Origin of the sequence: Bacillus sp. RC242 (assembly GCF_044908245.1) — a bacterium.
Taxonomy (GTDB): Bacteria; Bacillota; Bacilli; order Bacillales; family Bacillaceae_G; genus Bacillus_A; species Bacillus_A mycoides.
In genome coordinates, this window is sequence record NZ_JBIYCZ010000009.1 from 82,053 (window position 1) to 95,554 (window position 13,502).

The 13,502-nt window shown below is 33.4% G+C and carries 13 protein-coding genes and 3 pseudogenes; 2 read left to right on the forward strand and 14 right to left on the reverse strand.

The features are described 5' to 3' along the window. Nucleotides 1-52 precede the first annotated feature (52 nt). From ABH957_RS17745 to ABH957_RS17755, 3 genes are all read right to left on the reverse strand, one after another. Nucleotides 53-532, reverse strand: coding sequence for a DUF1648 domain-containing protein (locus ABH957_RS17745; RefSeq protein WP_404511885.1), 480 nt, complete (start codon nt 530-532; stop codon nt 53-55). A gap of 276 nt (nt 533-808) precedes the next feature. After that, on the reverse strand, nt 809-2,161 hold the full coding sequence (locus ABH957_RS17750) for a DEAD/DEAH box helicase (protein WP_113709454.1): 1,353 nt from the start codon (nt 2,159-2,161) through the stop codon (nt 809-811). 73 nt (nt 2,162-2,234) lie between these two features. Next, on the reverse strand, nt 2,235-2,504 hold the full coding sequence (locus tag ABH957_RS17755; protein WP_404448849.1) for a hypothetical protein: 270 nt from the start codon (nt 2,502-2,504) through the stop codon (nt 2,235-2,237). Between the two features lie 90 nt (nt 2,505-2,594). On the opposite strand from ABH957_RS17755, the pseudogene ABH957_RS17760 reads away from it, so the two are divergent. Beyond that, nucleotides 2,595-3,346, forward strand: a pseudogene (locus tag ABH957_RS17760) (hypothetical protein). Nucleotides 3,347-3,390: 44 nt separating this feature from the next. On the opposite strand, the pseudogene ABH957_RS17765 reads toward ABH957_RS17760, so the two are convergent. Continuing rightward, nucleotides 3,391-3,822, reverse strand: a pseudogene (locus ABH957_RS17765) (MBL fold metallo-hydrolase); the annotation flags it as partial. A 203-nt stretch (nt 3,823-4,025) separates the two neighbouring features. Here ABH957_RS17765 and ABH957_RS17770 point away from each other — a divergent pair. Continuing rightward, on the forward strand, nt 4,026-4,355 hold the full coding sequence (locus tag ABH957_RS17770; protein WP_078174372.1) for a YkvA family protein: 330 nt from the start codon (nt 4,026-4,028) through the stop codon (nt 4,353-4,355). 273 nt (nt 4,356-4,628) lie between these two features. Here ABH957_RS17770 and ABH957_RS17775 read toward each other — a convergent pair whose 3' ends face one another. From ABH957_RS17775 to ABH957_RS17820, 10 genes and pseudogenes are all read right to left on the reverse strand, one after another. Further along, nucleotides 4,629-5,864 (reverse strand): MFS transporter, encoded by a 1,236-nt coding sequence (locus ABH957_RS17775; RefSeq protein WP_404455257.1) that lies wholly within the window; start codon nt 5,862-5,864, stop codon nt 4,629-4,631. 208 nt (nt 5,865-6,072) lie between these two features. Then, nucleotides 6,073-6,543 carry a MarR family transcriptional regulator gene (locus ABH957_RS17780; RefSeq protein WP_113936509.1) on the reverse strand — a complete coding sequence of 157 codons (471 nt, stop codon included), beginning with the start codon at nt 6,541-6,543 and terminating at the stop codon, nt 6,073-6,075. A 204-nt stretch (nt 6,544-6,747) separates the two neighbouring features. Then, complete coding sequence (gene tdcB / locus ABH957_RS17785; protein WP_404511887.1) at nt 6,748-7,749, reverse strand: bifunctional threonine ammonia-lyase/L-serine ammonia-lyase TdcB; 1,002 nt, start codon at nt 7,747-7,749, stop codon at nt 6,748-6,750. Between the two features lie 106 nt (nt 7,750-7,855). Beyond that, nucleotides 7,856-8,551 (reverse strand): annotated as a pseudogene (locus ABH957_RS17790) (GNAT family N-acyltransferase). Between the two features lie 117 nt (nt 8,552-8,668). Further along, complete coding sequence (gene plsY / locus ABH957_RS17795) at nt 8,669-9,217, reverse strand: glycerol-3-phosphate 1-O-acyltransferase PlsY (RefSeq protein ID WP_404511889.1); 549 nt, start codon at nt 9,215-9,217, stop codon at nt 8,669-8,671. 135 nt (nt 9,218-9,352) lie between these two features. Continuing rightward, nucleotides 9,353-10,252 carry a BadF/BadG/BcrA/BcrD ATPase family protein gene (locus tag ABH957_RS17800; protein ID WP_404511891.1) on the reverse strand — a complete coding sequence of 300 codons (900 nt, stop codon included), beginning with the start codon at nt 10,250-10,252 and terminating at the stop codon, nt 9,353-9,355. Nucleotides 10,253-10,270: 18 nt separating this feature from the next. After that, the gene (gene anmK, locus ABH957_RS17805) at nt 10,271-11,422 is read right to left on the reverse strand and encodes an anhydro-N-acetylmuramic acid kinase AnmK (RefSeq protein ID WP_404511893.1); all 1,152 of its coding nucleotides are present in this window, start codon (nt 11,420-11,422) and stop codon (nt 10,271-10,273) included. 21 nt (nt 11,423-11,443) lie between these two features. Then, the gene (locus tag ABH957_RS17810; RefSeq protein ID WP_085311091.1) at nt 11,444-11,710 is read right to left on the reverse strand and encodes a hypothetical protein; all 267 of its coding nucleotides are present in this window, start codon (nt 11,708-11,710) and stop codon (nt 11,444-11,446) included. A gap of 77 nt (nt 11,711-11,787) precedes the next feature. Further along, nucleotides 11,788-13,071 carry a PTS sugar transporter subunit IIC gene (locus ABH957_RS17815; protein ID WP_085311089.1) on the reverse strand — a complete coding sequence of 428 codons (1,284 nt, stop codon included), beginning with the start codon at nt 13,069-13,071 and terminating at the stop codon, nt 11,788-11,790. Nucleotides 13,072-13,082: 11 nt separating this feature from the next. After that, a complete protein-coding gene (locus ABH957_RS17820) occupies nt 13,083-13,388 on the reverse strand; it encodes a PTS sugar transporter subunit IIB (RefSeq protein WP_000865888.1) in 306 nt (101 codons plus the stop codon). Between the last annotated feature and the right edge of the window lie 114 nt (nt 13,389-13,502).

Sequence of the window (13,502 nt, forward strand, 5' to 3'; positions counted from 1 at the left end):
AGCGCCCGATAACGAAATAATGTCATAAATTAGAATATTTATTCACTCCGTATTATTTAATTTTCCGTTGCCTTATTATTCCTATAACAATTGGAATAACTGTTCCGATAATTATTATTGGTAAAAATAATTTACCTAAACCCCCGCTCCAACCTAAAACTATTGAAATTGTCTCAAATTGGATTAAAGCAAAAATAACTAAACAAACATTTTTTAATTGATTAATCATTTTTCGGCTATTTAAATAAAACTGCTTAGCATTCGATTCATTAAATCTTTGTGGATAGTTATTAACTTCTGGAAACTTCTCTAAAGTCTGCATTAAAAGTAGTATAAATGTCCCGATTCCTGGTAGAGTAAAAAGTTCCCATTTTGACCCCCAGCGATCTACAGCCCCATTTGCGTTATAATGTCCCGGTACTTCCTCAGGTAATCCTCCCCAAATGGTGATCAAAAAAATTATTGATCCTAAGAAAAATGAATATCCAATGATATCCCAAATCCATTCACTTTTTGTTTTTTGGATTTTCATTCTAGGTCTTCCCCATGAATTCACTATATTTCTCCTCCCCCTTCTACGATATCTATAGTAATACATATCCTGTATTACATTTTAAATTCCGATTCATATAACCAAATTATCTCAAATTTACGATATTTTCTCAATTGATTATTATAGAATATGTCCCAATTATTAAATAACAGGACTCGTATTTTTTAGAAAATCTCATTATCTTTCAAACGACTTCATTGTATAAAAATAAAAAAGAGCCGCAATTATTTGCGCCTCTTTTAAAATTATAACTATTTAACGGCCACGTCTTTGCTGACCTTGTTTTGCACTACTTTTCTTATTACTTGGCTTATTAAATGATCGATTGTTATCATTTCTAGAACTATTTCTTGAATCGTTTCTTGGTCCACCTTTTGAACCACTTCTTGAACCTTCACGGCTATCTCTTTGACGATATTGACCTGATTTCTTTGGAGCCGGCTTTTGTACCGGTTTTCCATTTTCATCTACATTTTTTATCATCGGTTGTTCGATTATTTCTCTTTGTATTGGTGCACCAAGCGTTTTTTCAATTTCTTCTAAATGTTTTTCATCTTTCGCTGCAACGAACGTAATTGCAAGACCTGATCCACCTGCACGTCCTGTTCGGCCAATGCGGTGAATATAACTTTCTACATCTTCAGGGATATCAAAGTTAAATACGTGCGTTACACCATCTACATCAAGTCCACGAGCTGCTACATCAGTCGCAATTAAGTACTGAATTTTAGCTTCGCGGAAACTCTTCATAACTCTTTCACGTTTCGCTTGAGGTATATCACCATGAAGTTCAGCACAATTATAACCTAGTCCTTTTAAATTATCATAAAGCTTACTTGCTCTAACCTTTGTACGACAGAAAATAACTGCTAAAAATGGCTGATCACGATCCATAACAAAACGAAGTGCATCTGGCTTTGCACGATCTGTCGTCTCAATGACACGCTGCTCAATTGTATCTACCGTTACTTCTTCACTTTGTACTTGAATCATTTGCGGCTCTTCCATATAACGTTTCGCCAATTTTTTAATATCTTTTGGCATCGTTGCTGAGAATAACATCGTTTGTTTACTATCAGGTGTCTCATCTAAAATATCTTCAATATCATATAAGAATCCGAAATAAAGCATTTGATCTGCTTCATCTAGTACAATCGTTGAAAGATTACTTAAATCAATTGTTTCACGTCGTATATGATCTAATAATCGTCCTGGTGTCGCTACAACAATATGTGTATTACCTTTTAATTTTCTCAATTGTTGTGCTACATCTTGTCCACCATATATCGCTAGTACATTAATATCTTCTCTTTGAACAAGCATTTTTTTAATTTCAGTTGTAATTTGCAGTGCTAGTTCCCTTGTTGGTGCAACAATTAAAGCCTGAACATCACTAGACTCTGGATCGATTTTTTCTAAAATCGGTAACACGAATGCTAACGTTTTACCCGTTCCTGTTTTCGCCTGCCCAATAATATCTTTACCTGACATAATAACAGGAATTGCCTTCTCCTGAATCGGTGTTGCTTCTGTAATTCCATTTTCACGTAATGTATGATTAAAAGTTTCACTAATTCCTAATTCTAAAAAGTTTTTCAAATAGACCACTTCTTTTCCTTATTTTTCACATTAGCTTTCATTGTACCATTTGTTTCGCCAAATATGAAAAATAAAAAAATTCTTATCTTCTTTTTTTATATTCATCCTGTACTAGATGAACAAATTCTTTTTGTTTTTTCTCGGATTTTATTAATGCTTCCATATTTGCAGAAGTCAAAATATACTTTTTAATTTTTCTATTACTCCAAATTAAACTTGTATATTTCTGATCTTCGTGTAACCTTCGAAACCACTCAAATTCGCTTAATTTTGCAATATGATGTTTTAATTTCATGTCATTTCGAGGATAAAACAAAATAATATCTGAAATCACATCAAATAAAGAGCTCATAGCCTTCCCTCCTATGACTTCTATTACATATATACGTTCCTTTACATATATATTTAAAATTTACGGAAATATAGTTAGAGGGTGATAAAAGTGAACACTAAATTAATAAAGATTTTTTGCATATTTTTCTTACTATTTTTTCAATCCATCTCAATTATTATGGCCAAATCTCAAACCGATATAATAATTAAGTTTAAACACGCTTTACTTAATAATGATAAAAAATTAATGCAGTCATATGTAACAGAAGGGATTGAACTACCTACTTTCCCAAAAGATAAACCTATTCATGAAATTAAAGTAGTACCATCTCCAAAAGAGGACACTACAATTCTTATTTCAAAGACACTGATGATGTAAGTACTATCGGTTTCATTTTAGAAATAGTAACAAAAAATAAGAAAATATCTCAAATTAATCAAATTTATGATGGAACTAATCCGTTTATGAAAGAAGCTACTATTGTAAAAGAATATGAATTGAAGGTTAAACGGCATATACTAACACCTACAAAATTCCCATTCGAAATTCAGGGATTTCACGGTTACATCTATAACGATTACTTGGAACTACGTTACTATAATGATGATATTAGTGGAATTTTAAAAATCACTGTTTCACCAGTCCATAATAAATTAGACCAATATGTACATAGAGGAACCAAATTCTATCATTTAAACAATAATATAAAAGCATTATATAATCCTCATTTTGATTTCGCATATGAGCTTCTATTTCAAAAAGTTGGTTTTCAATATAAAATTGCAATTGGTAACAAACTGCATATAAAAAGAGAATTCAATGTTAATGATTTGATTCAAATTGCAGAATCTATGAATTAAAAAAACGATCTTTTTATTTTAAAATAGATCGTTTTTTTATTATTTTATACAGTGAGTTTCCCTCCATGATAGCAATAATACCTTGTTGCTTTAAGATTTTTAATCTTCTTTAAAGACTCCTCCGTTTTTTCTATATCTAAACAAAAGTTCGGATTCGCAATTACTAATTTTCGATTATCTTGAACAGCTGCATCTCCCGTAATTACACAATCCAAATTTGGAAAATATAATGAAATATGCCCCGAAGTATGCCCTGGCGTCGCCAGTATTTTACATTCATTATTCAAAATCATTTGACCATCATGTACTTTTTCATCAACAGGAATATGACTTACATTTTTTAACTGCTGTATAAACCATTCACCAAATTCCTTTTCTTCATTTTGCATATGTTCTAGCATTTCTTCAGCTTGAACCAACCTCTCTGATTTTATATCACCACTAATATAGATAGATTCAATTTCACTAGCAATAATATAAAATCATCCACATACATTTTACAATACAGACTATGTAACGGGACACTGTGCGTCGTTGCAAAACAAACATTATATTATTTTGAACAGGTAATTTCCTAGTTTTATGGAATATACATAAGAAAAACAATAAAATTGATTATTTCCCTACTTCTTTGTCTATCCTTTTAAAAAATCTATGTTTTTGTAATAGGAGTGTTTATATGGAGAAACAGACCCTTTGGAAAAAATTCAAAAAAAGCTCAGCAAACCTCGGGAAATCAAGCGTATATGAAAGTATTATTTTATACTACACAATGAGAAAAAAAGGGTTACCTACTAAAGCGAAATTCATAATATTAGCTGCTTTATCTTATTACGTATTAGCAATCGACTTCATTCCAGATATAGCTGCTATTATTGGGATCGGCTTATTAGATGATGTTTTAGCAATCGCTATAGCGCATAAATTTGTAATGCGCCATGCGGACAGTGAAATTCGAGAAAAGAGCAAAGTAAAAATGGAGTCATTATTTACTTCAGCACAAGCATAATTAAACTATCTAGTCATTTACATAGCTTTTTACTTTCAAAAAAGCTAACTTTAATTATTGATAGTTCTATTTAACCTTCACCATGAGAGCATTACAGAATAAATTCTTAATTTTTCTTAGCTCTCAAACTGTAAACAAATAGGGGCCAGTACTTGTTCCTAAGTTCTGACACCCTATTATTTGTTCTTATATTTATCTGTTATACAATTCATTCAGGAAAGATTCCCGTAGAGACATCCTTATATAAAGAAAGACCATAATAGTGCAGATAGTTTATACAGTTACATGCGTCCCTTTATACAAAACTCCTATTGCCACTACTATAAGAATCATCCCCATAAAAGCAGGAGCTGCATGACCAAGTGATACATAAATTTGCCCTCCAATAATTGGACCAATCATTCTTGCCAAAGCTTGAATAGATTGGCTACCACCTTGAATCCTCCCTTGTTCACTAGAATCGACAGACTTTGAAAGCATCCCATTGAATGAAGGTCCGAAAATCGAGTCACCAAAACCAAACAGTAACATCCCAACGATTAGAAGAGGATATAGGGAAAACAAAGCTGATGCTGCAATAAAACTGTAGCCAATAATCTCCGAAACCATTCCAAGTATAGCTATTTGTTTATCACTAAGCTTGATTAAAAGCTTTGGCATTATAAAAGCTTGTGAAATGATGTCTTGAAAGCCCATAATTGAAAACATAAGTCCGATTAGTGCAGGCTTCCAGCTAAAAGTATCCATCGTAAATTGTGTGAAAATTGCTTGTAAAGATCCGTTAGGTATCCAAAGTAAAAACGCTGAGACAAGTAACCATTTTAAGTTTTTCATGGAAAGTATGTTTGCAAGTTGTACAAAAGGATTTAACCTTACAAAAGTAATCTCTTTTAACCTATTATTTTTGTCAAGACTCTCAGGCATATATTTCATCCCATATAAGACATTTAATAAAGTTATGAACGCTCCAAAATATAAAGGTACAGAATGACCAAACTTGGCAAGTAATCCCCCAAGTGTTGGTCCAATAATGGTTCCTGCACCTACCACTGCACTCACCCATCCAAAGTACTTCGTTCTCTGTTCTGGAGGAATGATATCTGCAAAATATGCAAAAATTGTACTTATACTCCCGCCTGTTATTCCTTCTATTATGCGTCCAGCAAATAGTACCCATAAAGCCCCTCCTATACCAAAAACTAAGTACCCGATTGCGGAACCGAAAAGGCATATTAAAAGTAATGGACGACGGCCATATTTATCGCTCAAAGCCCCGATTGCAGGAGCAGCGAAAAACACGCAGACAGCATAAACAGAGGTCAGTAGCGTAACAACTAGAGCCTGTTCTTCTGGACTACTTATATAAGGCTGCACTAAGAATGGCACTACAGGCATAATGATACTGAAACCTATACCACAAAGAAATACAGAAATAAGGCCGAATATTAAAGCATGTTTATCTATGTTTTTTTCAGTTTCGCTTTCATTTTGTGATCTAAAAATAGACATTTAACTTCTCTCCTTAAAACATTTTGTTGCTTCGTCAACAAAATAATAACTCTGTTTTGTTGATTAGTCAACAAAAATACAATAATAAAAAGGTAGCCTTACTATGAACAGGCTACCTTTTTATTATTTAAATGTATCCCGCATGAACGGGAAAATAAGTTAGTTTTCGGGATTAACTACCCGTAAAAGCCCGAATGCTTCAACTTTATTATGACTTAATATGTATACCTTGTTTCTTTATTTCTGCATCCAAATGCCTACTATACTTTTCCACGAAGTTAATTATACTGTCGAATTCTTCCTCGGTTACTTGCTCAAATACAGCTTTATCCCGCTCTTGAAACTCTTTGTGCAGTTCTTCATGAATTTTATAAACTTCTTTCCCTTGTTCGGTAAGCCTAAAATAAATTTCTTTCTTATTTTTCGACTTTTGATAGCTTTCAATAAGGCCTTTTTTTATGAGCTTCTTAGTCATTCTACTTATTGCACCGCGAGTCACATAAAAAGCCTCTGCAAGTTGTGTCACGTTAGAATCTGTATTGTTTTCAATATATTCAATACAATGTACTTCAGAAGACTTAAAACCCTTCAGACCTGCTTCCATCTTATCCTTATTTAGCCAAACCATCTTATTATATAATTCCCTGAAACCGTTCATGACCTGTTCTTCCTTATTCATGGCCTATCCTCCTAACAGCTCATTCATACATTAAAACCATTATATTAAATTTCTGTTTCTGTTTCGACAATATTGATATAATTATTTGAGTTATCTTTGAATATAGACGATTACATATAATAATTTACTATACAGTAGACAAAAAGTAAGAGCTAAGATTAGTTTTCTTAGCTCTGCTTTCATAAAATTTATGTTATTTAAATACTATTTCACTTCATTAGCTACAAAAAATTGCTCACAAACACTTGATATACGTTGCAAGTCTACGTTCCCACCAGATATAACCGCTACTACTTTTTTCCCTTTTATATATGTATCCACTTTCCCTGCAAGTAGAGCAGCAGTAGCTAATGCACCTGCACCTTCTACAACGGCTTTACCACGCTGTAATAAGTCTTTCATCGCTACTTCTAATTCACCTTCTGACACTGTTACAATATCATCTACTAATTCTTTTACAACTTCAAAAGTTAAATCACCTGGTATTTTAACTGCGCAACCATCTGCTATAGTAGGTGCCTCATAATGTTCTACGATTGTCCCTTTATCATAAGATGCCTTCATCCCATGAACATTTTCAGCTTGTACACCAATTATATTGATTGATGGATTAAAAGACTTTAATGCAACAGCAATACCAGAAATAATGCCACCTCCGCCAATTGGTACAATGACCGTATCTACATCCCACATATCATCAAGAATGTCCAAACCAATTGTACCTTGACCAGCCATTACCTCCACATCATCATATGGATGTAAGTATGTTTCACCTGTTTTCCTAATAATCTCCTCACATTTTGCCTTCGCATCATCAAAAGTTTCACCATATAAAATCACTTCTGATCCGTATCCTCTAGTTGCTTCAACTTTCGCCTTCGGTGCAGAAATCGGCATCACAATTTTACTCTTAATACCAAGTAAATGAGCAGATAAAGCAACTCCTTGCGCATGATTACCAGCGGAACAAGCAATTACGCCTCGCTCTTTTTCTTGATCTGTCAACTGTGACATTTTATTAAACGCACCACGAAATTTAAAAGAACCCGTTAATTGCCTATTTTCTAATTTCAAGTGAATTTCTCCGCCTGTTTTACTAGTCAAATAAAATGATTTTACTAAAGGAGTTTTACGAGCATTTCTGTCTAAAATGTTTTGAGCTTTTTTAATGTCTGTTATATGTAATGGTAGTTTTTTAGTTATCATGCTAACACCTCTTCTAATAATTTATAATCTACTGTTTGTCTCATTTTTAAGTTTTCGTAAGTAATAATCCCTTTATACGCAACCAACTATGTTCAAAAATCATTGCTCATATATGTACGCCATTCTTTAATGTACATCTGTGTAAACAATTCAACATCCTTTTCATATCACGTTCTTTGTAATGATTCAGACATGCAATTTGGATCCAGTTATTCTTTTGTAAATACGCTGATTCATAATGAACAATATATCCTTGTAACGCTAACGCATCACCTAGCGCCTTAGAAGACTGATCTTCATTTAATTGAATGGTAACTATAATTGGCACGGCATGTTCTTTAGGTGAAACAAGATTTAAACCCATATTAGTAATAGCTTGTTCAATATATGTATACGTCTCTTTTATTTTTTCAAATACCATTTCATCTTCAAATATTTTTAATGCTTCTTGCAATGCATAAATTAAATTCCATGAATGGGAGTATAGGATACTTTCATTTTCTTCGTACATACCAATGTCCATATAAGCAGGTACTGCCTCGTTTACTTTTACAATTGAAAGTAAACGAATTTCATATACGTTTTCTCCATGTTCTTGCAAGTAAAAATCTAAATTTGAAATTTTATGATCTAATGAGAATGGTCGTTTTCCTCGCAACGCAACCATACCTACTAACTTATCACCATCTAAACAAATTAAATAAGTATTTTCTTCATGAAAACGATCTATACGAACATGCTCTTTCGTTTCTTCATGTTACGGAATTTCTTCTACAAATGTTTTATAATTCAATTTATGTATACTTTCAAATTCCCAAGCTTAATCAGCAACTTTATAAATTAACCCCATGTTGTATCTCCTTTATGTATTTAATAAAAATTATAAGTGGAGATTAACTCCACTTATTAAAAGTTCATTTCATTCTCGATTTACATATAAAATAAGTACAATGATAAGTGCACTTAAAATAGTCGTAACAATAGAGTAAGAATACAAAATCATGCAAACTGGTAAACAAGCGATTGTAATTAGTCCGGGCTTAGTAAATCCTTTAAAGATTAAATAAAATATAATGAAAACAGCAATAAGAGTAAGCGCTATCAAATGATCAAATGCAATTAACCCTCCAATAAATGTTGAAATGCCTTTTCCGCCCTTGCCTTTAAATAAAATTGGGTAAATATGTCCAAGTATAACAGCCAATAATGCCAGCATTACGAATGTAGCATCTTCAAAAAGGTATTTTGCTATATAAACTACAATTGCACCTTTAATCGCATCACTTATAAATGTAGCGACAAAATACCCTTTTCCATATACTCTCCCCATATTTCTTGCACCGGGATTTCCGCTTCCTTCATCACGAATATCAACGTTATGTCTCCATTTTGTTACTATATAAGCGGTCAATATGTTTCCAAACAAATAAGAAGCCACTACATAAAACAATTGCATACTATTAATCATGTAATCATTCACTTTCTACATGGGAGTACTTATACAATATTCAATAACTATGTATATTGTACTTTTTCTTGCTTTACATCCCTTTGTATATTTTAACATCATATTTTTACAAATCATACAAAAATTCTCATACTTCTATTTTATAAAATATACACCCTTCATTAAATGATATGTTCCTTTCACTGCCATTTCTGATGGTGATACGAATGTAACTTCTCCCATACTTTTCTCACAGCATTTCTTAAATTCAGCATATATTTCAGGTACTGAACACAATATACTACCACTAACTGCAATTAAAGGTGATAAATCAAACTGCATCTTGTTGTAAATATTCACCGTAATTATCGTTAATTCCTTAGCCGCTTGCAGAATAATTTTATGTGCATCATCATTCCCATTCCTCGCTTCCTCTATAATTAATGGTGCAATTGCTGCAACTTTATCTTTTGAAGAACTATATACTAGTCTTTTTATATGAGATGATGTTAAAAGTCGAAACTCGTCTTGAATCCTTAAGCTTAATGGACAAAGTCTAACTCCTTGATCAAATTGCAATGCCATTTTCTTCAAGGCTTGCAAGGCAATCCAATAACCGCTTCCCTCATCCCCTAAAATATGTCCCCATCCACCGCTATACTCGTACACTTCGTCTTTCTTTCCTATACAAATTGCACCTGTACCACCTATAGTTAATATTCCATTCTTACCTTTTAAAGCAGCTGCATGTGCAATCATTGCGTCATTAAAAACTTCAATTTTCGTTTCATATTTCTTTATTAATCGTAATGTTAATTCATTTGTATTCGCTCCACTTATACCCGCTAACCCTAAACAAATACAAACGCAGTGCCCATCTATTAAAGCTTTCTTGCATTGATCGATCGCCTCCATAATATGCGAAACTGCTTTTTCATAATCTATTAATATATTTCCAAACCCACTCGTACCTCTTACAACTTCGTTTCCGTCTTGATCAAATGCAATTGCTTCTGTCTTCGTGCCCCCACCATCTACTCCAATCATATACTTCATATGTTCGCCTCATTTTCATCATCTTATTGGAGGGAATGTTATATTCCCTAAAACTACAGATTGCTTTGCACCTGTTGCGCTTGGCACATTACTCGGATTACGATGATGCGTTTCGTTTGCTAAAATCGCAAAGGCGATTGCTTCTTTCGCCTCTGAAGAATAGCCTATATCTTCTTGAATGAATATCGCGCACTTTTCTTCCTTCAATCCATTTCGTATCATTTCAACAAGTGTACGATTATAACTGCCCCCACCACCTAAAATTACTTCATCGATTTCATAATACGGCAGAATAAACTCCTTATAATGATGAACAATTGAACTTGCTGTAAACATCGTGACAGTCGTCAATATATTTTCGTTACTATGTTTTTCAAACTGCTTCAATAATTCGTTCACAAATTCTATTCCAAACTGTTCTCTACCTGTTGATTTTGGTGGATTCATTTTCAAAAATGGATGGTTCATGCAGTATGTCAACATTTCATCTACAACTACTCCTTGTTTTGCAATCCTACCATTTTGATCATATGGCAACTGAAATAATCTTTGACATACATCATCGATTACCATATTTCCTGGGCCAGTATCAAAAGCAATTACACTCTTATTACTTCGTTTACTTGGAATCACTGTAACATTACCAATCCCGCCAATATTTTGTAGTAATCTATTTTTAGTTTGATGACGATACAAAATGACCTCTGAATATGGCACAAGTGGTGCACCTTGTCCCCCTGCTGCCATATCCATCGTTCGAAAATTAGAGATAACCGTAGTGTTCGTTTCATACGCTATAACTGCTGGTTCCCCAATTTGAAATGTTGAAGAAATAATATTACCTTCTGGTACTGGTTGATGATAAATCGTTTGGCCGTGAGAACCTATTAAATCTAATTGTTTTAGCGACAAATCAGCCTGTTTACAAACTTCCTTTACAGCATTGGCGAAACATAAACCAAGTTTGAAATTTAAACTACATATTAGTTGCACATTTGAATTCTCTATTGATAATGCATGTTGTATCTCATTTTTTATATCATTGCAAAATGGAACAGTAGTAAAATGGATGAGTTCGACCTTAGAATCTACACCGTTCCCTTCTATATGAACGAGCGCTACATCTATTCCATCTAACGATGTACCGGACATTATTCCTGCAATATACATAAAATGCATGCCCCCTATTCACTAAAAAACAATTATGTAAGTAAACAACGTACAACCTACAGAAAACAATATAAATCTAATAAACAACTGGACTTTCGATACAAATGTGCCATCAATGAAAGAAACAACGATCGTAAGCAAAACACTTGCCGCAATGCTTGTAACGATCCATATACTATGCATTTGTGGTAGATTTAGCATTCTTAATAAAGGTACTAAGAGTAAATTTGCACATATTACTCCAAACAATAATATAAATACACCTTTATAACTAAATTTTATATTCATTCCATTTCACCTCTCTCGATTTAATATGAAAGAAGTGATAGACAAAAAGTCTATCACTCAAAATAACAGTATAAAACTTAAGGGCTAACAGATTCCCCGTCACCATTCTTTTCAATTTCAAGCATATTTTTGTCATACATTTTAAAGAATGGTAGGTAAATAAGAAATGATATTGCTATATTTATAAAAACTAATACTACTGCACGCCAATCTCCACCTGTGGCTAAATACGCGCCAATTGGAGCTGGTAATGTCCACGGCGGCATAATATGTGTTGGCGTTACAAATCCCATCGCAGTTGCTGAATATGCAACAGTTGCTGTTACGAGTGGTGTAATGATAAACGGGATAATTAAAATTGGATTTAGTACAATCGGCAATCCAAAAATAACAGGTTCATTAATATTAAAGATACCAGGCACAATACAAGTTCTTGATAATGCTTTCGAATATTTTGATCGACCAAATACAATCATAGCTAATACAAGTCCTAACGTCGCACCAGAACCACCAATCCATATAAACCATTGGTATAATGGTTCTGGTGAAATGAATGGCAACTGGTTTGCTCCACTAGCAACTGCTTCACCATTTTTCCCTAAATATACTTCCCATAATGGCCGGGCAACAGTTCCAACAACCGACACACCATGGATTCCGAATGACCAAAAAAATGTAATTAAAAATACTGGAATGATTACACCGAAGTAACTATCACCAGCTTTTACTAACGGTGCCGCTAATTTATCAACTACATGATGTAAATCAATACTAAAAACGACAGTTACTAAACTCATTAAAATAATTACGAATGCAGCAGGTATAAGTGCTTCAAACGAACGTGAAACAGACGGCGGTACTTGTTCTGGCATTTTAATCATTACATTTTTCGTCTTACAAAATCTTAAAATCTCTACTGATAAAATAGATACGATCATCGTTACGAATAATCCATGCCCCCCGAGATTTGTCATCGGAAGCATAAATCCTTTTTTATCGATTAATTCGGGCGTCAATGTTAAAAGTAGTGAGCATACTGCTAACTGTGCCCCTGATAAAGCATCTAACTTATAACTTTTCGCTAAATTGTATCCTATACCAAATGCTATATATAAAGACATAATAAACATCGTTAAACGATATGGTATTAATATACTTGTTTGATTTTTCAATGCCCAAACTGATATGAAACTATCTTTCGGTAATGGTGGAAATGCTACTATTAAAAAGAAACTCCCTACGATAATAAATGGTAACGCCGAAATAACTCCATCACGGATTGCTTGTAAATGCCTCTGTTCAGAAAGCCTTGCCATCGGTCCAGATAAGTTTTTATCAAGAAACGTGACAAACTTATTCATAACGCTTCCCCCTAACTAATTAATTCATTTACAGTTTTTAATAAAGTCGGTCCACCAAGCGGCGTGTATGCTTGCGGCGGAATAATACCGCACGGAATAGATTCTTGTTCTGTAAGTTTTTTTACAGCGTCAAATCGATGTCTAACTTGAGGTGCAACCATTACAACATCCCAACCATTCTTTACTTCTTCCTCCACCTCACTTGTTCCAATAGCATGCACTTCCATGTTCATACCTTTTTTCTCTGCTTCTTTTTTTAAAGCGTTTACAACAATTGCACTGGACATTCCTCCAGAACAAACGAATAAAACTTTCATTATTGAATCCTCCTATACTTATAAATTGTTTCTTTCAAATGAAAGAAAGTTTCACTTTACTAACAAGCATATGAAGAAATGAAACGATTTAGTTATACTGAAAGTAAATTTCAC

Coding starts and splice junctions, on each gene's coding strand:
- ABH957_RS17745 (WP_404511885.1), bottom strand. CDS start 532: ATGAAAATCCAAAAAACAAAAAGTGAATGGATTTGGGATATCATTGGA.
- ABH957_RS17755 (WP_404448849.1), bottom strand. CDS start 2,504: ATGAGCTCTTTATTTGATGTGATTTCAGATATTATTTTGTTTTATCCT.
- ABH957_RS17770 (WP_078174372.1), top strand. CDS start 4,026: ATGGAGAAACAGACCCTTTGGAAAAAATTCAAAAAAAGCTCAGCAAAC.
- ABH957_RS17775 (WP_404455257.1), bottom strand. CDS start 5,864: ATGTCTATTTTTAGATCACAAAATGAAAGCGAAACTGAAAAAAACATA.
- ABH957_RS17780 (WP_113936509.1), bottom strand. CDS start 6,543: ATGAATAAGGAAGAACAGGTCATGAACGGTTTCAGGGAATTATATAAT.
- tdcB (WP_404511887.1), bottom strand. CDS start 7,749: ATGATAACTAAAAAACTACCATTACATATAACAGACATTAAAAAAGCT.
- plsY (WP_404511889.1), bottom strand. CDS start 9,217: ATGATTAATAGTATGCAATTGTTTTATGTAGTGGCTTCTTATTTGTTT.
- ABH957_RS17800 (WP_404511891.1), bottom strand. CDS start 10,252: ATGAAGTATATGATTGGAGTAGATGGTGGGGGCACGAAGACAGAAGCA.
- anmK (WP_404511893.1), bottom strand. CDS start 11,422: ATGTATATTGCAGGAATAATGTCCGGTACATCGTTAGATGGAATAGAT.
- ABH957_RS17810 (WP_085311091.1), bottom strand. CDS start 11,710: ATGAATATAAAATTTAGTTATAAAGGTGTATTTATATTATTGTTTGGA.
- ABH957_RS17815 (WP_085311089.1), bottom strand. CDS start 13,071: ATGAATAAGTTTGTCACGTTTCTTGATAAAAACTTATCTGGACCGATG.
- ABH957_RS17820 (WP_000865888.1), bottom strand. CDS start 13,388: ATGAAAGTTTTATTCGTTTGTTCTGGAGGAATGTCCAGTGCAATTGTT.